We start from the raw sequence: 23817 nt of genomic DNA on the forward strand, positions 1-23817 counted from the left end.
ATGTCCCGCGAAACCGCCCTCCCCCTGGGCGACGCGGCGGCCCGCCCCGGCGATGCCGACACGCAGCACGAATACCTGCTGCGTGGGCACGGCCCGAACGCCGGCACCGGCGTGCTGCTGATCCACGGGCTGACGGGCACGCCTAACGAAATGCGCCTGCTGGCCAAGGGCCTGCACCGCGCCGGCTTCACCGTGCTGGCCGTGCAGCTGGCCGGCCACTGCGGCACGCAGGACGATCTGGTGGCCACGCGCTGGCAGGACTGGCACGCCAGCGTGCAGCGCGGCGCCGACCGGCTGGCGATGGTGACCGGCGGCCGGCTCGTGGCGTGCGGCCTCTCGATGGGCGCCGTGCTGGCGCTGGCGCTGGCCGCCGATCGCCCGGCCCAGGTGGCCGGCGTGGTGGCGCTGTCGCCCACCTTCCGCTACGACGGCTGGAGCATGCCAGCGTACACGCGGCTGTCGTTCCTGCTGCCGCTGTTTCGCATGCTTGGCATCGGGCGCCGCCGCGTCTTCATGGAGCAGCCGCCCTACGGCATCAAGGACGCGGCGCTGCGCGAGCGCGTGGTGGCGCAGATGCAATCGGGCGACAGCGCGGCGGCCGGCCTGCCGGGCAACCCGTGGTGGTCGGTGATCGAGATGCGCGCACTGGCGGCCCACGTGCGCCGGCGCCTGGATGCCGTGCGCTCGCCCTGCCTCGTGCTGCATGCGCGCCACGACGACATCGCCTCGGCCGCCAACGCCCAGGCCATCGTGCAGGGCGTGCGGTACGCGCCGGTGGAACTGGTGCTGCTGGACGACAGCTACCACATGATCACCATCGACCGGGAGCGCCGCGCCGTCGTGGCGCGCACCGTCGCGTTCGCGGAGCACGTCGCCCGCGGGGGCACGCCGTGAACCCGGCCGGTGCCGAGGGCGGCATCACGCCGCTGGTGGCAGCGCTCTGGGCGCTGAACCTGCTGGTGGACACGGGCGGTCAGCTGGCGTTCAAGGCGGCGGCCACGGCCGACCCGCGCGCCGGCAGTGGCCTGGCCCGCTGGGCCTTCATGGCGCGCCGGCCGTGGCTGTGGATCGGCGTGGGCTGCTACGTCGCCGAGTTCCTGGTGTGGCTGGCGTTCCTCTCGCTCGTGCCGCTGTCGGACGGCGTGCTGCTGGGCTCCATCAACATCGTGGCCGTCATGGTGGCCGGCCGGTTCCTGTTCCGCGAGAAGCTGTCGCGCATGCGTGTGGCCGGCATCCTCCTGGTGTCGGCCGGCGTGGCCGTCGTGGGGCTGCACGGATGAAGCGCTTCTACGCCCTCGGGTTCCTCGCGCTGGTGGCGTTCGACACACTGGCGCAGATCAGCTTCAAGCTCGCGGGCGAGCACGCGCTGCCGCTGGAGCTGTCCGCCGACTGGCTGGTGCGGGTCTTCGGGCACCCGTGGATCTACGGGGCCTTCATCGGCTACCTGGGCGCGTTCTTCACCTGGATGACGCTGCTGGAGCATGCCCCGATCGGCCCGGCGTTCGCCGCTTCGCACCTGGAAGTCGTCTCGGTGCTGGCCATCTCGGCCGTGTGGTTCAACGAGCCCATCGGCTGGCCGCAGGTGGCGGGCGCGGTGCTCATCCTGGGCGGCATCGCCTGCCTGGCGCGCAGCGAGGCCGATGCCGATGCCGAGCCCGGGTCCGGGCACGCCCCGTCGCACCATGGCGCGTGAAGCCCCGCCCACCGCGGGCCTTCCGCTGCGAATGGCCGACCTGCTGCCCGGCGGCGATGCCGACCTGGGCGGTGCGCTCGCGCGCTTCCTGGGCGTGCCTGCCGTGCAGGTGGAGTGCTCCGGCACCGCCGCGCTGGTGGTCGCCCTCACGGCACTGCGCACGCTGGCGCCCGACCGCGACGAAGTCGTGGTGCCGGCCTATACCTGCCCGCTGGTGGCCATGGCGGTGGCGCACTGCGGCCTGAAGCTGCGGCTGTGCGACCTCGGCCCCGGCACGCTCGACCTGGACCTGGCGGAGCTCGATCCGCTGTGCGGCCACCGCACGCTGGCGGTGCTGCCCACGCACCTGGCCGGCCGCGTGGTGGACACGGCCAACGTGCGCAGCCTGGCGCGGGCCGCGGGCGCCTGGGTCATCGAGGACGCGGCGCAGGCCCTGGGTGCGCGCGTGGCCGGCGCGAGCGTGGGGGCCGGCAGCGACCTCGCTTTCTTCAGCCTGGCGGTGGGCAAGGGACTGACCCTTTTCGAGGGCGGCGCGCTCATCGCGGCCGACCCGCAGCTGCGCACCGCATGCCTGCACGCCAGCCGCAGCACCGTGCCGCGCCGCATCCTCTGGGAACTGCGCCGCAGCGCCGAATTGCTGGCCTACGCCGCGCTCTACCGCCCAGCCACCCTGCCGATGGCCTACGGCGCGCCGCTGCGCCGGGCGCTCGCCCGGGGCGACCGCGTGGGCGCCGCGGGGGACGATTTCTCGCCGCGCATTCCGCTGCACCGCGTGGGCCGCTGGCGGCAGGCGGTGGGCGTGCGGGCGCTCGCGCGGCTGCCCGACTGGCTGGCCGCGGCGCAGGCGCGCGCCGCACCGCGGGTCGCACGGCTGCGCGGCATCGCCGGGCTGCAGGTGCTGGAGGACAGCGTGGCCGCCGGCGGTGCGCAGGGCACCTGGCCCACCCTGCTGGTGCTGCTGCCCCACGCGGCGGCCCGCGAGGCCGCGCTGGAGTCCCTGTGGGGTGCCGGCCTGGGCGTGGGCGTGCCTTTCGTGCACGTGCTGCCCGACTACGGGCGCTACGCCCACCTCGTTTCGGCGGAGGACCGCGCGGCAGGGCTGCCCCAGGCCCGGCGATTCGCCACGCAGGTGCTGTCCATCAGCAACAGCCCCTGGCTGGACGACGCGGGCTTCGAGCGGGTCTGCGCCACGCTGGCGCAGGCGGTGCGGACTTAGCCTCGCGCGCCGTTCAATCCGCCGCCATCGCCAGCTGCCCCAGCAGCACCCGATTGAACGCCGCCTGCTGCGCCTGCCACTGCGGCAGCGCCGCGTCGGCCTGGGCCGTGTCCTGCCCGTCGCCCGCACTGAGCCACCGCTTCCACGCCGTGCGGTAGCGGTGCACGGACACCTCGCCCGTCACGTCGCTGCCCACGAGCTGCCCGCGCAGCGCGGAGATCAGGGCGGCGCCGTGGTGGGCGCCCAGGACGCCCTGGTCCCAGTTGGTGCGCACGACCGAGGGCGAGAACGCGTCCTTGTCGATGCTGAGGTAGGTGGGCTGGCGGTGGGCCGAGAGCACGCGGTACAGCGTGGCGGCGAGCGTGTCGGCATCGGGCAGGCTGCGAAACCGCGCCTGCAGGCCCAGCCAGCGCGCCCAGCGCGTATCCACCCCCACGCTCCAGTAGGTGAGCCGGCCGGCACGCAACGGCGCGAGGTAGTTCTCCCACGCGTGGCGCAGGCCGATGTCGCCCGAGGTGATGCCGACCACGTGCACGTGCGACACCTGTGGCAGCATCGCCACGCGGCGCACCCACGAGCCGCAGTGCACGCCGAACGGAAAGCGCATGTTGTCCGGGTGGTTGTCCAGCACCACCACGCGCAGAGGCCGCGCGGCGGTGTGCCCGCGCGCGGCGATGCAGCGGGCGATCAGCGGCCAGCTCAGGTGGTGGAAATCGCCACTGCCCATGAAGACCGGGCCGTGGCGGTCGAAGGCCGGCAGCCGGGCGTCGAGCAGGCCGCCGAAGGCCCGGATGCGGGCCAGGCCGCAGCCGAACCGCAGCGCCTCGTGCCAGTCCTGCGCCAGATCGATGCGCCGCTCGTCCGGCAGCGCCCCGACGGCGCCGTCGAGGTCGAGCACGACCGGTGGCCAGTCGGCCGGTCTCATGCGGCCTCCGCGCGGTCGCGCCACTGCCGGTCGCTCTCGAAGCGCCCGGCGAACCGCCGCGCCAGGGCGCGCAGCACGGGCTGGCGCACGTACACCGCGTGGCGCGTGAAGGTGAAGCGCGCGCCCAGGCTGCGCTTGACCTCCGGGTCCGTCCAGCCGGCGACATAGTGCGTGAGGCCGTGCGCCAGCGCGTATTCGAGGTTTTCCATCCAGCTCACGAAGTACAGGTTGGCCTCTCGCGCGGCCGGGTAGGCCAGCCCGATGTACTTGTCCACCAGGCGGCCGCCATGCACGTAGCACAGGTTCCAGCCCAGCAGCTCGCCCGTGGCGGCGTGGCGGTATTCGAAAGCGATGCCGCCGCTGGACGCATCGCGCAGCACGGCGGCGAAGAAACCGCGCGTGAGCCGGTCGAAGTGCACCTCGCTCTGCGCGTACACGGCCTCGTACAGCGCGTAGTAGGCATCCACCACGGCGTCATCGGCAAAGGCCTCGCCCGTGGCGATGTGGCGCACCGCCAGCCCCGCGCGGCTGCGCAGCTTGCGGCGCAGGTTCTGGCGCCGGCTGGCGGACAGGCGGCCCAGGTAGTCGGCGATGCTCGCGAAGTCGATGGGCACATAGGCCAGCGCCTGCCCTTCGACCAGCACGAAGCCCTGGCGCTCGCAGGCGTGCGCCAGGGTGGCCGCGTAGGCGTTGTCGGCGTCGGACAGCAGGGGCGACTGCTGCGGCAGGTCCTTGATGATGGCCAGCGCGAAGCGCCGCCCCGGCCCCGCGCGCACGGCCTGCGCCAGGGCTTCGGGCGCGGTGCCATCCGCGGGCAGCGGCGCGTATTCGGTCACCGTGGTGCCCACGAACCCCGTGGCCACCCGCAGCCAGCGGGACCAGCGCGCGAACAGCGGCAGTGCCCGCACCCGGGCCTTGAGCGCATCGTCCGCCGTGGTGAGCAGGTCCAGCGGCGCCGCGAAGGCCGGCGCCGGCAGGCCCTGCAGCACCGTGAAGCCTTGCGGCGGGTGCGCCGCGAAGTGCCCGGCCAGCGCCTGCGGCTCGAGCGCGTTGCGCCAGGGCATCAGCTGCGCTTGGCGCGCGTCAGGAGCTGCTCCAGCAGCACCAGGGCCTCGTCGATCTCGGGGCGCGTGATCATGAGCGACGGCGCCAGCGTGATGACGTTCTTGTAGTAGCCGCCCACGTCCAGCACCAGGCCGCGCTTCTGGCCTTGGTATTCGAGATTGCCTTCCAGGCCGATGTCCACCATCTTGTCCAGCAGCGCGCGGTTGGGCGTGAAGCCGTCCTCGGTGCAGATCTCGGCCCGCAGCGCCAGCCCCAGGCCGTCGACGTCGCCGATCTCCTTGTGGCGCTTTTGCAGGTCCTTGAGGCCTTCCAGGAAGTAGGCGCCGCTGTCGCGCACCTGGGCGCCGAAGTCCATCTCGTGCGTCATCTTCATCACCTCCAGGCCCAGCGCCGTGCCCAGCGGGTTGGAGGCGAAGGTGGAGTGCGTCGAGCCCGGCGGGAAGATCGTGGGGTTGATCAGTTCCTCGCGCGCCCAGAGGCCAGACAGCGCGTTCAGGCCGTTGGTCAGCGCCTTGGCGAACACCAGCACGTCGGGCTTCACGCCGAAGTTCTCGACCGACCACAGCGTGCCGGTGCGCCAGAAACCCATCTGGATCTCGTCCACCACCAGCAGCACGCCATGCTCGTCCAGCACCTTCTTGAGGCCCTTGAAGAAATTGGCCGGGGGCACCACGTAGCCGCCCGTGCCCTGGATGGGCTCGACGTAGAAGGCCGCGTATTCGCACTGGCGCGTCTTGGGGTCCCACACGGCGTGGTATTCGTTCTCGAACTTGCGCGCGAACTCCTGCACCAGCGATTCGGAGTATTCCTCGGCCGTCATGCCCTTGGGGCGGCGGAAGGGATAGGGAAACGGCAGGAACTGCGCGCGGTCGCCGAAGTGGCCGAAGCGGCGGCGGTAGCGGTAGCTGGAGGTGATGCTGGAGGCGCCCAGCGTGCGGCCGTGGTAGCCACCCTCGAAGGCGAACATCAGGCTCTTGCCGCCGCTGGCGTTGCGCACCACCTTGAGCGAATCCTCGATGGCCTGCGCGCCGCCCACGTTGAAGTGCACGCGGCCCGCGTTGCCCCACTTGGCTTCGGCGTCCTGGGCGATGAACTTCGCCAGCTCGATCTTCGTGGGGTGCAGGTACTGGCTGGCCACCTGCGGCAGGGTCTGCAGCTGGCGGATCATGACCTCTTCCAGCCGCTTGTTCTTGTAGCCGAAGTTCACGGCCGAGTACCACATCTGCAGGTCGAGGTAGGGCGTTCCCTCGGCGTCGTACATGTAGCTGCCGTCGCAGCCGTCGAAGATCTTGGGCGGGTTGACGTAGTGAACGGTGTCGCCGAAGGAGCAGTACTTGGCTTCGTCCGCGAGGAGCTGGGCAGCGTCGATGGTCATGAAAGAAAGACTCCGGAAAAAAGATTTCGGCGAAGTCTGCGCAGCCAACCTTGATCGACTATCGAGCTTTTGTGCGCACTTTGTGCAGACGGCAGGAAAACGCCGCCACGCTCAGGCCGTGCCGCCCGGCGGCAGCGCCGCCTCGGCGTGCCGCAGGTCCACGTTCGCCTGCAGGAAATCCAGCACGGCGCGCGTGCGCGGGGGCAGCCGGTCGGGACGGCCGATGTAGACGGCGTGGATGGGCTCCAGGTCGCCGGCATTGAACGCCTCCAGCACGGGCACCAGGCGCCCGCTCGCCACATCGTCCCAGGCGTGGTAGAGCGACAGCCGGGCCAGCCCCGCGCCCTCCAGTGCCAGTCGGCGCATCACGTCGCCGTCGTTGACGCGGATCGCATGGCCGATGTCCACGGCCACGCGCTGGCCGTCCACCATGAAGGGCCAGTGCGGAATGGCGCGCGGGTAGTTCCAGCCCAGGCGCACGTGCCGATGCAGGTCGTCAGGATGGCGGGGCTCGCCGTGGCGCGCGAGGTATTGCGGCGCGGCCACGACGATCTGGCGCGTGTGGCCCAGCAGGCGCGCCACCATGTCCGAGGCGGGCAGCGCGCCCCAGCGGATCGCGATGTCGATGCCCGCGTCCGCCAGATCCACCACGTGGTCGGTGAAGTACAGGTCCAGGCTGAGACCGGGGTGCAGCGCCCGCAGGCGCGGCACCAGCGGCAGCAGCAGCACGGCGCCCGTGGACGTGCTGGCGCCGATGCGCACCGTGCCCCGCGGCGCGCTGCGGGCCGCCACGTCGGCCTCCAGATCGTTCAGGTCGGCCAGCAGGCGCTTGGCCCCCTGGTACAGCTGCGTGCCCTCCGGCGTGAGCAGCACGCGCCGCGTGCTGCGCTGGAGCAATTGCACGCCCAGCCGCGCTTCCAGCCGCGACATCGCCTTGCTGATGGCCGAGGGCGACACGCCCAGTTGCCGCGCCGCAGCGGACAGGCTGCCGCGCTCGGCCACCAGCACCAGCACCTCCAGTTCACCGGACCGGTGGGTTTCGACCGTGGTGCTGTCGGGCTGGGGCTGGGATCGAGGCATCGGAGGCACCGGACGATGGGGTTCGGGAGGTGGGAAAAAGAAAGCCAAAAGGCCGCCGATTTGTGCCCATGAGGCACAAAGGCCTTTCCATTATTCCCGCTACACAAAAGCCCTTGGGGCCGTCACATTCCAGGCATCGACCCATCTTCGTCCCTGCGGACGCTTTTTTCCATGCCTCTCTCCCTCCTCGCCCTGGCGGCCGGTGCCTTCGGCATCGGCACCACGGAATTCATCATCATGGGCTTGCTCACGCAAGTGAGCCAAGACCTGCACATCTCCATTCCCACCGCCGGCACGCTGATCTCGGGCTACGCCATCGGCGTGGCCGTGGGCGCGCCGGTGCTGACGCTGCTCACGCGGCAGTGGCCGCGCAAGCGCCTGCTGCTGGCCCTGATGCTGATCTTCATCGCCGGCAACGCGGCGGCCGTGGTGGCCCCCGGCTATGGCTGGCTGCTGGCGGCACGCGTGCTGACGGCGCTCACGCACGGCACCTTCTTCGGCGTCGGAGCGGTGGTCGCCACCGGGCTGGTGCCGCAGGAGAAGAAAGCCTCGGCCATTGCGCTCATGTTCTCGGGCCTCACCCTGGCCACCCTGCTGGGCGTGCCGGCGGGCGCCTGGATCGGCCAGCACTTCGGCTGGCGCATGGCCTTCGCCGCCGTGGCGGTCGTGGGGGTGGCGGCCCTCGCGATCCTGGCGGCCTTCGTGCCGCGCGATACGGGCCGGCCGGCCGCCACGCCCCTGCGGCAGGAGCTGGCCGTGCTCGCCCGCGCCCAGGTGTGGCTGGGCCTGGGCATCACGGTGTTCGGCTTCGCCGGCGTGTTCGCGCTCTACACCTATGTGGAGCCGCTGCTCACCCAGGTGACGCACATGGACGGCGCGTGGGTGGCCCTCACGCTGCTGCTGTTCGGCGCGGGCCTGGCGGCCGGCAACCTGCTGGGCGGCAAACTGGCCGACCGGGGCGTGATGCGGGCGCTGGCGATGTCCATCGGCGCCCTGATGCTGGTGCTGGTGGCCGGCCGCTGGGCGTTCGGCCATGCCGGCGTCGCCATGGCCTACGTGGTGGTGCTGGGCACCGCCGCCTTCGCCACCGTGGCGCCCATGCAGATGCGCGTGCTGCAGCAGGCGGGGCCCGAAGGCGCCACGCTGGCCTCCAGCCTCAACATCTCGGCCTTCAACCTGGGCAACGCCATCGGCGCGTGGCTGGGCGGGCTGGCGATCGCCCAGGGCCTGGGCCTGCTCTCGGTGACCTGGGTGGCCGCCGCCCTCGCGGCGCTGGGGCTGGCGCTGGTGGGCGCGAGCACCCGCCGCGACGGACGCGCCCCACCGAAGGACGCCCCGGCCCGCGCCTGAGAGCGCTCGCAGCGGTCCCGGCGCTACCGCGCCAGCACCGGCCCCAGGGCCTTGCCCGTGTGCGTGCCCAGCCGCACCACCTCTTCCGGCGCGGCCGCCGCGACGATGCGCCCCCCTTCCCGGCCGCCTTCCGGCCCCAGGTCGAGGATCCAGTCGGCCTCGGCGATCACGTCCAGGTCGTGCTCGATGACCACCACGCTGTGCCCGCCGTCCACCAGCCGGTGCAGCACCTGGATGAGCTTGTGCACGTCGGCCATGTGCAGGCCCACCGTGGGCTCGTCCAGCACGTAGAGCGTGTGCGGCGCCTTCTGGCCGCGGCGGCCGACCTCGTCGCGCACCTTGGTCAGCTCGGTCACCAGCTTGATGCGCTGCGCCTCGCCGCCCGACAGCGTGGGGCTGGGCTGGCCCAGCGTGAGGTAGCCCAGGCCCACGTCCTTGAGCAGTTGCAGGGGGTGCGCGATGCTGGGCATGCTGGCGAAGAACTCCACCGCCTCGTCCACCTCCATCTGCAGCACGTCGCCGATGCTCTTGCCGCGCCAGGTGACGGCCAGCGTCTCGGGGTTGAAGCGCGCGCCGTGGCAGGTCTCGCAGGGCACCTTCACGTCGGGCAGGAAGCTCATGGCGATGGTGCGGATGCCCTGGCCTTCGCAGCTGGGGCAGCGCCCTTCGCCGGTGTTGAAGCTGAACCGGCCGGCCGCATAGCCGCGCGCCTTGGCCTCCAGCGTTTCGGCGAACAGCTTGCGGATGGTGTCCCAGAAGCCGATGTACGTGGCGGGGCAGCTGCGCGGCGTCTTGCCGATGGGGGTCTGGTCCACCTCCAGCACGCGGTCCACCGTCTCGAAGCCCGACAGGCCACTGCAGCCCACGAGGGGCGGCGCCTTGCCGGCGTCCATCGCATCGCGCCCGGCCTTGGTGGAGCGCTGCTGCACCCAGGCCTGCACATTGGCCAGCAGCACGTCGCGCGCCAGGGTCGATTTGCCCGAGCCGCTCACGCCGGTCACGGCCACCAGGCGGTTCAGCGGCACGCTGGCGGTCACGCGCTGCAGGTTGTGCAGGTGCGCGCCGCGCACGGTCAGCCAGTGCTCCGGCTGGGCAGTTTCAGCCTCTTTTTGGCCGGATGCCTTAGTACTTTCTGCCTTGCTAGCTATCAAAATAGTAGCATCCGAGCGGGCGATGTGCACGGGCGGCACCACCGGGCGACGGGCTTTGAGCGGGTGCCGCATGGCATGCAGCAGGTAGCGGCCGGTCTGCGAATCCTCGGCGGCCTGCACGTCGGCCACGCTGCCCTGCGCCACCAGGCGCCCGCCGCGCTTGCCGGCGCTCGGGCCGATGTCGATGATGTGGTCGGCGCGGCGGATGGTGTCCTCGTCGTGCTCCACCACCACCAGCGTGTTGCCCTTGTCGCCCAGCTTGTGCAGCGCGTTCAGCAGGATCTGGTTGTCTCGCGCGTGCAGCCCGATGGTGGGCTCGTCCAGCACGTAGCACACGCCCTGCAGGTTGCTGCCCAGCTGCGCCGCCAGGCGGATGCGCTGCGCCTCTCCGCCCGAGAGCGTGGGCGCGCCCCGGTCCAGCGTGAGGTAGCCCAGGCCCACCTCTTCCAGGAATTCGAGCCGGCTCTGGATCTCGGGGATCAGGTCGCGCGCGATGTCGGCCTCGCGCTGGCTCAAGGCCGCGCCCTGCTGCAGCGCCTCGATCCACTGCCGGATGTCGGTGACCGACAGCGCGGCGATGTCGGCGATGCCCACGCCCGCACGGCCAGCGGCGGCGTTCTCGCCGAAGCGCACGGCGCGGGCCGTGGCGTTCAGCCGCGTGCCCTGGCAGGTGGGGCAGGCCACGTCGGCCACGTCCTCGGCTTCGGGCTCGGCGAAGGTCTGCTCACGGCCCTTTTCCTTGTCGTCCTGCACCGAGTCGTCGAACACCTTGCGCTGCTCGCGGGTGAGCTTGACGCCCGTGCCCACGCAGTCCGGGCACCAGCCGTGCTTGCTGTTGTAGGAGAACAGGCGCGGGTCCAGCTCGGCATAGCTGGTGGCGCACACGGGGCAGGCGCGCTTGGTGGAGAACGCCTGCAGCGCCCCGATGTGCGCGGTGGCGGTGCCGGCCACCATGGCGTCCTTCAGGCCATCGAGCTGGCTCAGAACGTGGACCACGCCCTTGCCCAGTTCCAGCGCGCGCGCCAGCGACGAGCGCAGCAGCCCCTCGTTCTCGGGTGACACGTCCAGGCTGGCCACGGGCAGCTCGATGGTGTGCTCCTTGAAGCGGTCGATGCGCGGAAAGCCCGTGGTGGGCAGGAAATGCCCGTCCACCCGCAGGTGGGTGTAGCCGCGCGGGCGCGCCCAGTCGGCCAGCTCGGTGTAGACGCCCTTGCGGTTCATCACCAGCGGCGCCAGCAGGCCGATGTGCTGGCCCTTGAAGTGGCGCAGCAGCTGCGCGGCGATGCTGTCGGGCGTCTGCGGCTGCACGGCGGCGCCGTCGTGGATGCAGTGCTGCACGCCCAGCTTGACGTACAGCAGGCGCAGGAAATGCCACACCTCGGTGGTGGTGCCCACCGTGCTCTTGCGCCCGCCGCGCGACAGGCGCTGCTCGATCGCCACCGTGGGCGGAATGCCGTACACCGCATCCACCTCGGGCCGGCCCGCCGGCTGCACGATGGAGCGCGCATAGGCGTTCAGCGATTCGAGGTAGCGGCGCTGCCCTTCGTTGAACAAAATGTCGAACGCCAGCGTCGACTTGCCCGAGCCCGACACACCGGTGATCACGTTGAACTGGCCGCGCGGAATGTCCACGCTCAGGTTCTTGAGGTTGTGCTCCTTGGCGTTGACGATTTCGATGGCGTTTTTGGCCGCCGGCGCATGTTCCGCTAGGGCACGCCGCTTCTCTTTTCGTAGCACCGCAGCCTTCTCGTGCACCGAGTGGCCGCCCGCGCCCAGGGCCTGCTCGTACTCGCGCAGCGCGGCGCCCGTGTGCGAGGTGGGGTGCTGGCGCACGTCCTCGGGCGTGCCCTCGGCCACCAGCAGGCCGCCGCCGTCGCCGCCCTCGGGGCCGAGGTCGATGAGCCAGTCGCTGGCACGGATCACGTCCAGGTTGTGCTCGATCACCACCAGCGAATGCCCGGCGTCCAGCAGCTTGCGCAGCGCCCGCATGAGCTTGGCGATGTCGTCGAAATGCAGGCCCGTGGTGGGCTCGTCGAACAGGAACAGCGTGCCCTTGCGCGCCAGCGGCTGGCGCGATTTGCTTTCCACGCGTGCCGCTTCCGCGAGGAAACCCGCCAGCTTCAGGCGCTGGGCCTCGCCGCCCGACAGCGTGGGCACGGGCTGGCCCAGCTTCACGTATTCCAGCCCCACGTCCACGATGGGCTGCAGCGCGCGGATCACGTCGCGGTCGGCAGCGAACAGGGCGGCCGCCTCGCTCACCGTGAGGTCGAGCACGTCGGCCACGTTGAAGGAGCGGCCACCGCGCTCGATGGTCACCTCCAGGATCTCCGGCCGGTAGCGCTTGCCGTCGCAGTCGGGGCAGCGCAGGTACACGTCCGACAGGAACTGCATCTCCACGTGCTCGAACCCCGAGCCGCCGCAGGTCGGGCAGCGCCCGTCGCCCGAATTGAAGCTGAACTTGGCCGCGGTATAGCTGCGCTGGCGCGACAGCGGCGCCACGGAGAACAGCTCGCGGATCGCGTCCCACGCGCCCACGTAGCTCACCGGGTTGGAGCGCGCGGTCTTGCCGATGGGCGACTGGTCCACGAACACGACCTCGCCCAGGTGGTCCGCGCCCAGCAGGCGGTCGTGCGCGCCGGGCGTCTCCGTCGCCTTGCCGAAGTGGCGCAGCAGCGCGGGGGCCAGCACGTCCTGGATCAGGCTCGACTTGCCCGAGCCGCTCACGCCGGTCACGGTGACCAGGCGCTGCAGCGGGAACTCCACCGACACGTTCTGCAGGTTGTGCTCGCGCGCACCTTCCAGGATCAGGCGCGGCGTGGCCTCCGTCACGCGGCGCTGGTAGCCCATGCCGATCTGCTTGGTGCCGGCCAGGTACTGGCCGGTGAGCGTGTCGGCGCGGCGCAGCTCGCCCGTGGTGCCGTCGAACACGATGGAGCCGCCGCGCTCGCCCGGGCCGGGGCCCATGTCGATCACGCGGTCGGCCGCCAGCATGACGGCCGGGTCGTGCTCCACCACCACCAGCGTATTGCCCGCATCGCGCAGGCGCAGCATGGCCTCGGTGATGCGGTGCATGTCGCGCGGGTGCAGGCCGATGCTGGGTTCGTCCAGCACGAACAGCGTGTTCACCAGCGAGGTGCCCAGCGCCGTGGTCAGGTTGATGCGCTGCACCTCGCCGCCGCTGAGCGTGCGGCTTTGCCGGTCCAGCGTGAGGTAGCCGATGCCCACGTCGCACAGGTATTTGAGGCGCGTGGTGATCTCTTCATGCAGCAGTTTGAGCGCCTGCGCGTCGCCCCCGGCCGCAGCATCGCCCTCGGGCAGCTCCATGCGGTCGAAGAAGCGCCGCAGCCGGTCGATGGGCAGCAGCATCAGGTCGTGCAGGCACAGGCCGGGCAGCGCTTCGAGCTGCGCGCGGCTCCACTGCACGCCCTGGGGCATGAAGCGGCGGGCCGGGTCGATCGCGATGTCGGCGTCCTCCTTGCTGCCCACGCGCCACAGCAGGCTCTCGGTCTTCAAGCGCGCGCCGCCGCAGGTGGGGCACGGCGTATAGCTGCGGTACTTGGACAGCAGCACGCGGATGTGCATCTTGTAGGCCTTGCTCTCCAGGTACTCGAAGAAGCGCTTGATGCCGTACCACTGCTTGTTCCACTGCCCGTCCTTGTAGCCGGGCGCGCCGCCGATGACCCATTGCTTCTGGTCCTCGGTGAGCTTGTACCAGGGCGTGTCGCGCGGGATGCCGGCGGTCTCGGCATGCCGCATGAGGTCGTCCTGCGCCTCCTTCCACGCCGGCGTCTGGATGGTCTTGATCGCGCCCGCGCGCAGCGTGAGCTTCTCGTTGGGGATCACGAGCCCGTAGTCCACGCCGATCACGCGGCCGAAGCCGCGGCAGGTGTCGCACGCGCCCACGGCGGAGTTGAACGAGAACATCGACGGAATCGGCTCGCTGTAGCGCAGGTCGCTGTCGGGGCAGTGCAGCCCGGTGGAGAACCGCCACAGTTCCGGCTCGCCGTCGTCCACCAGCCGGTACACGTTCAGCCGCCCGGTGCCGCGCTTGATCGCCACCTCGATGGCCTCTACCACCCGCGCCTTCTCGGCATTGCCCAGGCGGAACCGGTCGGCCACCACATCGAGCAGCTTGCGGGGCCCGGTGGGCGTCGCGACCTCGCGCTCGGCCTGCACCTTGGTGAAGCCGCTGGCGGACAGCCACTGCTCGACCTGCTCGGGCGAGGTGTTGGCGGGCAGCTCGACGGGGAAGGTCAGCACCACGCGCGGGTCGCCGGCCTCGGCGCAGCGGCGCTGCAGCTCGGCGTAGATGGTCTCGGGCGAATCGTGGCGCACCGGCTGCGCGGTCTGCCGGTCGAACAGCTGGCCGGCGCGGGCGAAGAGCAGCTTCAGGTGGTCGTTCAGCTCGGTCATCGTGCCGACCGTGGAGCGGCTGGAACGCACCGGATTGGTCTGGTCGATGGCGATGGCGGGCGGCACGCCCTCCACCTTGTCCACGGCGGGCTTGTCCATGCGGTCGAGGAACTGGCGCGCGTAGGCGCTGAAGGTTTCCACGTAGCGGCGCTGGCCCTCGGCGTAGAGGGTGTCGAACACCAGGCTGGATTTGCCCGAACCGCTGGGGCCCGTCACCACCGTCAACTCACCCGTGCGGATGTCCAGATCGAGGTTTTTGAGGTTGTGCTGGCGTGCACCGTGGATGCGGATCAATCCCTGGGTCATCGGGGGTCTTTCGGGTAGGGGAGGCGGAGCATTCTAGGGACGGCTTCCGCACGCGGAAGGTAGGGCGTTTTCCCATATCGGGGCGAGGCCGCCGTTGGCAACCGCCCGCGGCATGGAAAAGGCCTTCGACCCAGGGTGTTACCTATTGTCACGAATCGCCAACTTCGGCAAGGTGGCACCCAGGCAGAGGGCTTTCCTCGGCAACCCCTCACGGATTGGAGACACACCATGGCATTCATGCGCAACACCGGCGCCGCACTGGTCCTGGCCGCCTTGCTGTCGGCGGCCCAGGCACAGATTCTCATCGGCCAGACCGCCGGATTCTCGGGCGCGGTGGCCTCGGGCGTGCAGGAGACGACCGAGGGCGCCAAGCTGTATTTGGACGCCGTCAACGGCCGGGGCGGGGTCCACGGGCAGAAGGTGGAGCTGGTCTCGCTGGACGACAAGTTCGATCCGCAACTGTCCGTCGCCAATGCCCGCAAGCTGATCGAGGAGCAGAACGTCTCCGCCCTCTTCCTCACGCGCGGCACGCCCCACACCGAGGCCATCATTCCGCTGCTGGACAAGCACGGCGTGGCCCTGGTCGGCCCCTCCACCGGCGCCATGGTGCTGCACAAGCCGGTGCGCAAGAACGTCTTCAACGTGCGCGCCACCTACCAGCGCGAAGCCGAAAAGGCGATCTCCCACCTGGTGTCCATGGGCATCACCCGGATCGCCGTGGTGCAGGCGGACGACAGCTTCGGGGCCGACGGCATGGTCGGCGCGCAAAAGGGGCTGGAAGCCGCCAAGCTCAAAGCCGTGCTGCAGGAAAAGTTCGACCGCTCCAAGCCGGACTTTGCGCCCATTGCGCCCAAGATCGTGCAGTCGCAGGCCCAGGCCGTGCTGATGATCGCCTCGGGCACCGCCGTGGCCGAAGGCTATGCGGCATTTCGCGCCGCCGGATCGGGCGCGCAGATGGTCACGCTGTCCAACAACGCCTCCGCCGGCTTTGCCAAAAGCCTGGGCGCCAACGCCCGCGGTGTGATCGTCACCCAGGTGTTCCCCAACGAACGGGCCATGAACTTCCCCCTGGTGCGCGAGGCACAGGACCTCGCCAAGGCCCAGGGCAAGGAAATCAGCCCCGCCATGCTGGAAGGCTATGCCGCCGCGAAGGTCCTGGTGGAAGGCCTGCGCCGCGCCGGCCCCAAGCCCTCCCGCGACCGCATCCAGGCGGCCCTGGAAGGGCTGCAGAAGTTCGACCTGGGCGGGCTGGAGGTCAGCTACAGCCCCGAGGACCACACCGGCCTGGACTTCGCCGACCTGTCTATCATCGGAACCGACGGAAAATTCCGCCGCTGAAGGCCCGGGCAGCATGCCCGGGCGGCCGCAGTGGCCCGGCCCATCCGGGGGATATGAGGGAAGCCGCGGCCATCGCCTCGGTACGATCCTCGTACCTTTGGGTTACGTTCTTTCCTGAGAAGCGCTATCGCTGGACATGCCGGGGCCGGAGCGAGTCCGGCACGCCCCTCCATCCTTTGACCAGAGAGCTATGAGAACCCTCCAGAAAATCAGTGCGGGCGTGGCCTTGACGGCGCTGCTGTCGGCCGCGCAGGCGCAGATCCTCATCGGACAGACTGCCGGTTTTTCCGGCACGGTGGCCGCAGGGGTGCAGGAAACCACCGACGGCGCCAAGCTGTACCTGGACGCCATCAATGCGCGGGGTGGCATCCACGGGCAGAAAATCCAGCTCATCTCGCTGGACGACCAACTCGACCCCCAACTGGCCGCGGCCAATGCCCGCAAGCTGATCGAAGAGCAGAACGTCTCCGCTCTCTTTCTCACGCGCGGCACGCCGCCCACCGAGGCCGTCATCCCGCTGCTGGACAAATACGGCGTGGCGCTGGTCGGCCCCTCCACCGGTGCCATGGTGCTGCACCGGCCCGTGCGCCGGAACGTCTTCAACGTGCGGGCGCCCTACCAGCGCGAAGCCGAGAAGGCCATCGCGCACCTGGCATCCACCGGCATCACCAAGATCGCCGTGGTCCATGCGGACGACAGCTTCGGCGCGGACGGCCTGGTCGGCGCGCAAAAGGGGCTGGACACCGCCAAGCTCAAAGCCGTGCTGCTGGAGAAAGTCGACCGCACCAAGCCCGATTTCGGAGCCCTCGTGCCCAAGATCGCGCAGTCGCAGGCCCAGGCCGTGCTGATGATCGCCTCCAGCACCGCCGTGGCCGAAGGCTACGCGGCCCTGCGCGCCGCAGGATCCACGGCGCAGGTGGCCACGCTGTCCAACAATGCCTCCGCGGGTTTCGCCAAAAGCCTGGGAGCCAACGCCCGCGGTGTGATCGTCACCCAGGTGTTCCCCAATGAGCGCGCCGTGAACGTGCCGCTCGTGAGCGAAGCGCAGGGCCTCGCCAAGAGCCGGGGCAAGGAAGTCAGCCCCGCCATGCTGGAAGGTTTCGCGGCCGCCAAGGTGCTGGTCGAAGGCCTGCGCCGCGCCGGCCCCAAGCCCACCCGGGAGCGGATCCATGCCGCGCTGGAAGGCTTGCAGAAAGTCGATCTGGGCGGCCTGGAGGTGAGCTACGGCCCCGACGACCACACCGGGCTGGACTTTGCCGAACTGTCCATCCTCGGCGCGGACGGAAAATTCCGCCGCTGAGGGGCTGAAAACCTCGCTTTCGCCCACCCGACGGTCTGCGCTCGGCAAAAAAGCCCGCATCAGCGGGCTTCTTCACGTCTGCATCGGGCAGCCGCCTGTTTTCAGGAAGCGCTGCTGGCTCCCGAGGCGGGCACCGCGGGCGCCGATGCGGGGCTGCTGGCTGCGGGGGCCGCCGTTTCAGGCACATGCACGGCATCGGCCCCGTGCTTTTCACCGCTCATGTCCACTTTGTCTCCGGCTTTCATGATGACGAAGAGCGACAGCGCTGCGAACAGAACGAAGCCCACGACAATTTTCCACATACCTATCTCCTTTTTAGTGAAACGAACGGCTGAAAAAAAGCCCCACACCCCTTTCGGGATGTGAGGCTCGGATCGTCTGGAACACGGGTTGGCAGCCGGGGCCGCCGACCCGCGTCAACCATCAGAATGCGTGGCGAACGCCCACGGCCACGGAGCTGAAGTCAGCGCCAGCGATGCCCGTCATGTAAGCGGCGTTGCGGCTGTTGTTCACCTTCGTGTAGTAGCCGTACACCTTGGTGCGCTTGCTCAGGTTGTAGTTGTAGCCCAGCGTGTATTGCGTAGCGGCGCTGTCAGCCACGTTCTTGTACTTGCCGGCACGGCCCACGTTCACGTGGAATTCCGAAGCGCCCATCAGGTAGGCACCCGACAGACGGAACGTGTTGCGCTTGCCGCCATTCAGGACGTATGCGTCTTCGTCACGTTGGTAGTAACCGCCGAACATGAACGAACCCATCGTGTACAGGCCGCGCAGTGCGAACTGGTTCACGTCGCCTTGCTTGCTGTAGCCAGCGCCCAGGGCCAGAGCGCCCAGGTTGTAGTTGGCAGCCAGGTCATAGGCGTTCTTCACGCCGACAGCTTGCTCGTGCAGCGCCACGGCGCCTTCGACGGTCAGGCCGCCGAAATCGGGCGTGCGGTAGGAAATCTTGTTGGCATCGGGCATCACGTAGGCGTAGAACGCATCGGACGACGAACCGGTGTCGTGGTTGTGCAGGCTGACGTAGTCGGCCGTGGCGTAGTAGGACTCAGCCGTGAAGCGGCCCAGGCGCAGGGCGCCGAAACCACCCGACAGGTTCACTTCGCTTTGACGGGCGAAGAAGCCACGTGCATCGGAAGAACCGGTGTCGGAAGCGAAGCCGCTTTCCAGTTGGAAGCCAGCCTTCAGGCCACCGCCGAGGTCTTCCACGCCCTTGAAGCCGAAACGCGAAGCGTTGTTGAACAGACCGGTGGTCTTGGTGTCGCCCACTTCTTGGCGTTCCACCGTGGTGTTCACACGGCCATACAGCGTGACGCTGCTTTGGGCGAAGGCAGCGGTGCTACCCAGGAGAGCCAGCACAGCCAGTGCCAAACGATTCGTCTTTTGCATGTGATTTCCTTGAATGCTTTTATCCGTCAGATGGTGTGGTAGGCACTGCAGAGCGGGTGGCCGCCGGGCGTTGGTGCAACTACTTACGAAATTCTAGGGGGTGGCGCCTCAATACCACCCCCAAAAGTCATTTTCATAACAGCCTTGATGCATCGCCACCACACTTTGGCGTTTTTTGCCAACACATGCAGCCCTTTTCCATGCTGCGGGCCCCGGATTCCCGGGCGCCCGCGCGGTTCCATCAGTCGTTGGCGTAGATGTCCACGTCCTTGGTTTCGCGGATGAACAGCGTGCCGATCACCGCCGTGGCGCCCGCGATGATGATGGGATACCACAGGCCGTTGTACATGTTGCCGGTCTGCGCCACGATGGCGAACGAGGTGGTGGGCAGCAGGCCACCGAACCAGCCATTGCCGATGTGGTAGGGCAGGCTCATCGACGTGTAGCGGATGCGGGTGGGGAACATTTCCACCAGCATGGCGGCGATGGGGCCGTACACCATGGTCACCAGCAGCACGAGGTAGGTCAGCAGGGCGACCATCATCCCCTTGTTCATCTTGGCGGGGTCGGCCTTCGTGGGGTAGCCATCGGCCTTGAGCGTATCGGCCACCGTTTTCTTGAACTCCGCATCCTTGGCCTTGACCTGGTCGGCGGGCAGGCCCTTGGCGCTGTAGCTCGCGATGGTGGTGGCACCGATCTTGATCACGGCAGGCGTGCCTGCTGGCGCGACTTCATTGTCATAACTCACCGAACCGGCGGCCAGCACCTGTTTGGCGATGTCGCACGAACTCGTGAACTTGGACGTGCCCGTGGGGTTGAACTGGAACGAGCACTCGGCAGGATCGGCAACGATCACCACCTTGTTCTTGGCCTGCGCGGCGGCGAGGTCGGGATTGGCCGCTTCGGTCAGGGCCTTGAACACCGGGAAGTACGTCAGCACGGCGAGCACGCAGCCCAGCATGATGATGGGCTTGCGGCCGATCTTGTCCGACAGCGAACCGAACACGATGAAAAACGGTGTGCCGATCAGCAGCGCGGCAGCGATCATCAGGTTGGCCGTGACGGCGTCCACCTTCAGCTGCTGCGTGAGGAAGAACAGCGCATAGAACTGCCCCGTGTACCAGACCACGGCCTGGCCGGCGGTCAGGCCGATCAGCGCGAGGATCACGATCTTGAGGTTCTTCCACTCGCCAAACGACTCCGACAAAGGCGCCTTGGAGGTCTTGCCTTCGGCCTTCATCTTCTGGAAGGCGGGCGATTCCGACAGCGACAACCGGATCCACACCGAAATGCCCAGCAGCAGGATGGACACCAGGAACGGAATGCGCCAGCCCCAATCACCGAACTGCTGCTCGCCCATCACGGTGCGGGTGCCCAGAATGACCAGCAACGACAGGAACAGGCCCAGCGTGGCGGTGGTCTGGATCCACGAGGTGTAGGCGCCGCGCTTGCCCTGGGGCGCGTGCTCGGCCACATAGGTGGCGGCCCCGCCGTACTCGCCACCGAGGGCCAGGCCCTGCAGCATGCGCAGCGCGATCAGGATCACCGGCGCGGCCACGCCGATGCTGGCGTAGGTCGGCAGGATGCCCACGATGAACGTGGACAGGCCCATGATCAGAATGGTGACGAGAAAGGTGTACTTGCGCCCGATCATGTCGCCCAGGCGGCCGAACACCAGTGCGCCGAAAGGCCGCACGATGAACCCGGCCGCGAAGGCCAGCAGCGCGAAGATGAAGGCCGAGCCCGCATCCAGACCGCTGAAGAACTGCTTGGCGATGATGGCCGCAAGCGAGCCGTACAGGTAGAAGTCATACCACTCGAACACGGTGCCCAGCGACGAGGCGAAGATGACTTTTCTCTCTTCCGGCGACATGGGCCGGGATGCAACATTGGTAGCCATGGTGCTTGTCTCCATTGGTGGTCGGATGGATGCGGAAATGCACGGTGCGATGGGGTTTCCGGGCACTCGTCGCAGCCTGGGTCGCAATATCGGACGTGCATCTGACCAAACACTGACAAGCGCCGTTGGCTTGCCGGCGTCCTGGACTGACTGCCAACTGACAAACTCCGGGCCAACCCTGTATCCGCATTTCTCGATGCGGTAAATCGGGGGTAAAACAGCGGTGCAGCCCATCGAACGGGCCACGGAGGCCACCACGACGCACCGCCGCGCCGCGGGAAAACCCTGCCGAGGACTAACCCTGAAAGGACGGGAACGCCAGCGAAATCAGCCGCGTCAGCGCAATAGCGTGAGTCAGCTTGGCGCCTGCCGCCGGGTTCGGTGGGATCAGGCGGCGGCTGGCGGCAAGCTGGAGGGCAGCGCCTCGGCACGGCCCCACGCGGGGCCGTCGAACCAGGGATCGCCGCTCAGGCAGGCCCGCAGCATGGGCAGGCTGTCCAGCCCCCAGAACAGGCGGCCTTCCACCTCGAACGCCGGCACGCCGAACACGCCACGCTGCGCCGCCGCGTCGGTGTTGGCGCGCAGCAGGGCCTTGGCGGTGGCGCCTGCGGGATCCGGGCGCACCTGCTGCGTGAGTGTCTCGGCCAGCGCCTGCAGCCGCGCGGGGTCGTTGGCATCGTGCCCGCCCAGCCACACGTGGCGCAGCACCGTGCCGGCCACGAAACGGTTGATGGCGCCGTCCTCGCTGCAGGCCAGCGACTGGCGCAGCAGCGGCAATGGGTTGAACGGGTGCTGGGCCGGCATGGCCAGGCCCGTGCCGAGCGAATGGCCCAGCCATTCGGCATGGCGGTAGGTCCACAGCCGCTTGGCCGGAATGCCCGCCGGGCCGGGGTTGCCGTGGCGCTGCAGCAGCGCGCCCAGCAGCACGGGCCGGTACTCGACGCTGTAGCTCAGTCCTTCCAGGGCCTTCGGCAACTGCTCGAACGCCAGCCAGGCATAGGGCGAGACGAAGTCCAGGTAGAAGGTGATGTGCTTCACGGCAGGTCCGGGAAAGGGGATGGCGGGGGAAACTCGAAACCCGCGCGCTGCGCGAGGCGGGCCCAGATCGCGCGGCGTTCAGCATCATCCGCGCCCGACCATGCGCGGATCTCGTCCAGCGTGCGAAAGCAGCCGTCGCAGTAGGTGCCATCGGCGGACAGGCGGCACACCGAGATGCACGGCGAGGGCACGCCGTCCGTGCTGGCCTCGTCGAAATAGCCTCCCGCGCTCAACAGCATTGCGCGGTTAGCTATTGATTCAATATCACTCATGATTCGGTCGGCGCTTGCACCACATCGACCACCGGCGCGCTGGTGAGCTTTTCCAGATCCTGCGGGCGCAGCGCGAACACGCTGTGCGGGTGGCCGGCCGCGGCCCAGATCTCCTCGAAGCGGAACAGCTCGCGGTCGATCAGCGTGACCGGCGGCGTGGCGTGGCCCACGGGGGACACCCCGCCGATCGAGAAGCCCGTGCGCGCCTTGACGAACTCGGCATCGGCCCGGCCGATCTTGCCGACGTGGGCCTCGACCTTCTTCTCATCCACGCGCCGGTCGCCCGAGGTGACGACCAGCACGGCCGCATCGTCGCTCTTGCGCCGGAAGATGATGCTCTTGGCCACCTGGCCGACCAGGATGCCCAGGCCGTCGGCCGCCTGCTGGGCGGTGCGCGCCGCGTCGTCGAGCATGCGCGGCATGTGCGGATGGCCCAGCGACTGCAGCGTGGTGGCGACGCGCTGGACGCCTTCGGGAAGGGGAATGAGTTCGGCTGCGCACATGGGTGTCTCAAGGCCGGAAGGCCGGTGGTCCAAAGCCGTGAATCTTAGCGATGGCCGCCGGCGCGCGCAGCCCTTCGGCGTTCAAGCCGCCGCGCGCTCCTGGTGCACCCCGGGCCCCTGCTCCGCCAGATCCCAGAACAGGCCGGCCATGATCTGCAGCGATTCGCGCGTGACGTCCGCCAGGATGTGCTCGTTGGGCGCGTGCTGCGAGCACGCCGGATACGAGTGCGGCACCCACAGCGTGGGCAGGCCCAGCGTTTCGGAGAACACGTCGTTGGGCAGCGAGCCGCCCAGGTTGGGCAGCAGCGCCGGCCGCTGGCCGGTGGAGCGCTCGATGGAGGCCAGGCCCCAGCGCACCCAGGCGTCGTCCGGGTCCAGCCGGGTGGCGGCCATGTGCACGTCGGTGCCGCGCACTTCCACGTCGGTGAAGCCTCGGGCCCGCAGGTGCTCGCGGATGTGGTCCAGGAACGCCGTGGGGTCGGAGCCCACCACGTAGCGCATGTGGCAGTGCGCGCGCGCCTCGGCGGGAATGGCATGCACCGGCATGGCCGGGTTGCCGGTGGTGAAGGCCAGCACCTCCAGGCTGTTCCAGCCGATCACGCGCTCGGACGGAGTCAGGCCGGGCTCGCCCCAGTCCGGGTCGATCTCGGGGTCGTCCGGGCCACCGCCCACGTCGATGTCGCGCAGCGCCTCGCGCACGCTGGCGGGCAGCTCGGTGGGGCGCAGGCCCGGCACCTGGATGCGGCCGCGCTCGTCCACCAGGCTGGCGATGGCATGCGCCAGCCGGATGCCCGGGTTGCGCAGCAGGCCGCCCCAGTTGCCCGAGTGGTGGCCACCGTCGCGCAGCTTCACGTGCAGGTCGAAATTGAAGACGCCGCGCGACCCCAGGAACAGGGTGGCGCGCGAGGCGGACACCCGGGGCCCGTCGGAGGCGATGAACAGGTCGGCCGCGAGCGCATCGCGCTCGTTCGCGCACACCGCGTTCAGGCCTGGCGAGCCGTCCTCCTCGCCCATCTCCAGGATGATCTTGACGTTGTAGCCCAGGCGGCCGCCCCGCACCGCCAGCACCTGCTCCAGCGCGGTGAGGTTGATGGTGTGCTGGCCCTTGTTGTCGGCCGTGCCGCGGCCATACCAGCGGTTGCCCTCCACCACGATGTCCCACGGCTGGAGGCCCGCGCGCCATTGCGCGTCGTAGCCGCGCACCACATCGCCGTGGCCGTAGGTCAGCAGCGTGAAGGCCGCGCCCTCCTCGGCGCGCTCGGCCAACAGGAAGGGGCTCTTGCCCGGCACCGGGTTGTCCACCACACGGCAGGCAAAGCCCAGCGCCTGCAGCTGCGGCACCATTTCCTCGGTCAGGTAGGCGTGCAGGATGGGGCCGCTGGCGGCGTCCTGGCTTTCGGTGCGGAAGGCGACCCGGCGCGCCAGCGTCTGCTGAAAGCGCCCGTCATCGAAGCAGGCCAGCGTCTGGGCAATGGCTTGGTCACGGCTCATGGGAAAGGTCCTCGG

General features: G+C 69.3%; 19 protein-coding genes. 7 read left to right on the forward strand and 12 right to left on the reverse strand.

From position 1 onward, the window contains the following. Genes R1Z03_RS17655 through R1Z03_RS17670 form a run of 4 tightly spaced genes read left to right on the forward strand, consistent with a single transcriptional unit; the run spans position 1 to position 2909 of the window. Positions 1-894 (forward strand): alpha/beta fold hydrolase, encoded by an 894-nt coding sequence (locus R1Z03_RS17655; RefSeq protein ID WP_317360413.1) that lies wholly within the window; start codon positions 1-3, stop codon positions 892-894. Next, the gene (locus tag R1Z03_RS17660) at positions 891-1280 is read left to right on the forward strand and encodes an EamA family transporter (protein ID WP_284429647.1); all 390 of its coding nucleotides are present in this window, start codon (positions 891-893) and stop codon (positions 1278-1280) included. Before R1Z03_RS17655 ends, R1Z03_RS17660 begins: the two co-directional genes overlap by 4 nt. Then, on the forward strand, positions 1277-1693 hold the full coding sequence (locus R1Z03_RS17665) for a DMT family transporter (protein ID WP_317353411.1): 417 nt from the start codon (positions 1277-1279) through the stop codon (positions 1691-1693). The genes R1Z03_RS17660 and R1Z03_RS17665 overlap by 4 nt, the downstream gene beginning before the upstream one ends. After that, positions 1683-2909: a DegT/DnrJ/EryC1/StrS family aminotransferase gene (locus R1Z03_RS17670; protein ID WP_317353412.1), complete on the forward strand. Its 1227-nt coding sequence runs from the start codon at positions 1683-1685 to the stop codon at positions 2907-2909. The genes R1Z03_RS17665 and R1Z03_RS17670 overlap by 11 nt, the downstream gene beginning before the upstream one ends. Positions 2910-2922: 13 nt before the next feature. Here R1Z03_RS17670 and R1Z03_RS17675 read toward each other — a convergent pair whose 3' ends face one another. The 4 genes from R1Z03_RS17675 to R1Z03_RS17690 form a co-directional block, all read right to left on the reverse strand. Next, complete coding sequence (locus tag R1Z03_RS17675; RefSeq protein WP_317353415.1) at positions 2923-3834, reverse strand: arginase family protein; 912 nt, start codon at positions 3832-3834, stop codon at positions 2923-2925. Continuing rightward, on the reverse strand, positions 3831-4898 hold the full coding sequence (locus R1Z03_RS17680) for a peptidogalycan biosysnthesis protein (RefSeq protein ID WP_317353418.1): 1068 nt from the start codon (positions 4896-4898) through the stop codon (positions 3831-3833). Before R1Z03_RS17680 ends, R1Z03_RS17675 begins: the two co-directional genes overlap by 4 nt. Continuing rightward, positions 4898-6274: an aspartate aminotransferase family protein gene (locus R1Z03_RS17685; RefSeq protein ID WP_284429642.1), complete on the reverse strand. Its 1377-nt coding sequence runs from the start codon at positions 6272-6274 to the stop codon at positions 4898-4900. Before R1Z03_RS17685 ends, R1Z03_RS17680 begins: the two co-directional genes overlap by 1 nt. 111 nt (positions 6275-6385) lie before the next feature. After that, a complete protein-coding gene (locus R1Z03_RS17690) occupies positions 6386-7354 on the reverse strand; it encodes a LysR family transcriptional regulator (RefSeq protein ID WP_317353423.1) in 969 nt (322 codons plus the stop codon). A gap of 171 nt (positions 7355-7525) precedes the next feature. Here R1Z03_RS17690 and R1Z03_RS17695 point away from each other — a divergent pair, with 171 nt between their 5' ends. Next, complete coding sequence (locus tag R1Z03_RS17695; protein WP_317353425.1) at positions 7526-8704, forward strand: MFS transporter; 1179 nt, start codon at positions 7526-7528, stop codon at positions 8702-8704. 23 nt (positions 8705-8727) lie between these two features. On the opposite strand, the gene uvrA is transcribed toward R1Z03_RS17695, so the two are convergent. Then, entirely contained in the window at positions 8728-14574 is a 5847-nt protein-coding gene (gene uvrA / locus R1Z03_RS17700) for an excinuclease ABC subunit UvrA (RefSeq protein ID WP_317353427.1), read from the reverse strand. 237 nt (positions 14575-14811) lie between these two features. Between uvrA and R1Z03_RS17705 the strand changes: the two genes are divergently transcribed. Together R1Z03_RS17705 and R1Z03_RS17710 are read left to right on the forward strand one after the other, a co-directional pair. Continuing rightward, positions 14812-15912 carry an ABC transporter substrate-binding protein gene (locus R1Z03_RS17705; protein ID WP_272569813.1) on the forward strand — a complete coding sequence of 367 codons (1101 nt, stop codon included), beginning with the start codon at positions 14812-14814 and terminating at the stop codon, positions 15910-15912. A gap of 190 nt (positions 15913-16102) precedes the next feature. Then, positions 16103-17212: an ABC transporter substrate-binding protein gene (locus R1Z03_RS17710; protein WP_317353430.1), complete on the forward strand. Its 1110-nt coding sequence runs from the start codon at positions 16103-16105 to the stop codon at positions 17210-17212. Positions 17213-17313: 101 nt separating this feature from the next. Here the strand turns inward: R1Z03_RS17710 and R1Z03_RS17715 are convergent, their stop codons facing one another. From R1Z03_RS17715 to R1Z03_RS17745, 7 genes are all read right to left on the reverse strand, one after another. Continuing rightward, positions 17314-17514 carry a hypothetical protein gene (locus tag R1Z03_RS17715; protein ID WP_284404718.1) on the reverse strand — a complete coding sequence of 67 codons (201 nt, stop codon included), beginning with the start codon at positions 17512-17514 and terminating at the stop codon, positions 17314-17316. Positions 17515-17635: 121 nt separating this feature from the next. Further along, positions 17636-18598: a porin gene (locus tag R1Z03_RS17720; RefSeq protein WP_272565303.1), complete on the reverse strand. Its 963-nt coding sequence runs from the start codon at positions 18596-18598 to the stop codon at positions 17636-17638. Between the two features lie 241 nt (positions 18599-18839). Beyond that, positions 18840-20498, reverse strand: coding sequence for an MFS transporter (locus R1Z03_RS17725; RefSeq protein WP_284404716.1), 1659 nt, complete (start codon positions 20496-20498; stop codon positions 18840-18842). Positions 20499-20885: 387 nt separating this feature from the next. Then, entirely contained in the window at positions 20886-21536 is a 651-nt protein-coding gene (locus R1Z03_RS17730) for a 2-hydroxychromene-2-carboxylate isomerase (RefSeq protein ID WP_317353437.1), read from the reverse strand. Continuing rightward, a complete protein-coding gene (locus R1Z03_RS17735; RefSeq protein ID WP_317353439.1) occupies positions 21533-21808 on the reverse strand; it encodes a DUF1289 domain-containing protein in 276 nt (91 codons plus the stop codon). Before R1Z03_RS17735 ends, R1Z03_RS17730 begins: the two co-directional genes overlap by 4 nt. Next, positions 21805-22311: a YbaK/EbsC family protein gene (locus tag R1Z03_RS17740; RefSeq protein WP_317353441.1), complete on the reverse strand. Its 507-nt coding sequence runs from the start codon at positions 22309-22311 to the stop codon at positions 21805-21807. Before R1Z03_RS17740 ends, R1Z03_RS17735 begins: the two co-directional genes overlap by 4 nt. An 81-nt stretch (positions 22312-22392) precedes the next feature. Then, the gene (locus R1Z03_RS17745) at positions 22393-23802 is read right to left on the reverse strand and encodes a M20 family metallopeptidase (RefSeq protein ID WP_317353444.1); all 1410 of its coding nucleotides are present in this window, start codon (positions 23800-23802) and stop codon (positions 22393-22395) included. Positions 23803-23817 lie beyond the last annotated feature (15 nt).

It is taken from the genome of Acidovorax sp. BLS4 (genome assembly GCF_032929295.1).
GTDB lineage: Bacteria > Pseudomonadota > Gammaproteobacteria > Burkholderiales > Burkholderiaceae_C > Paracidovorax.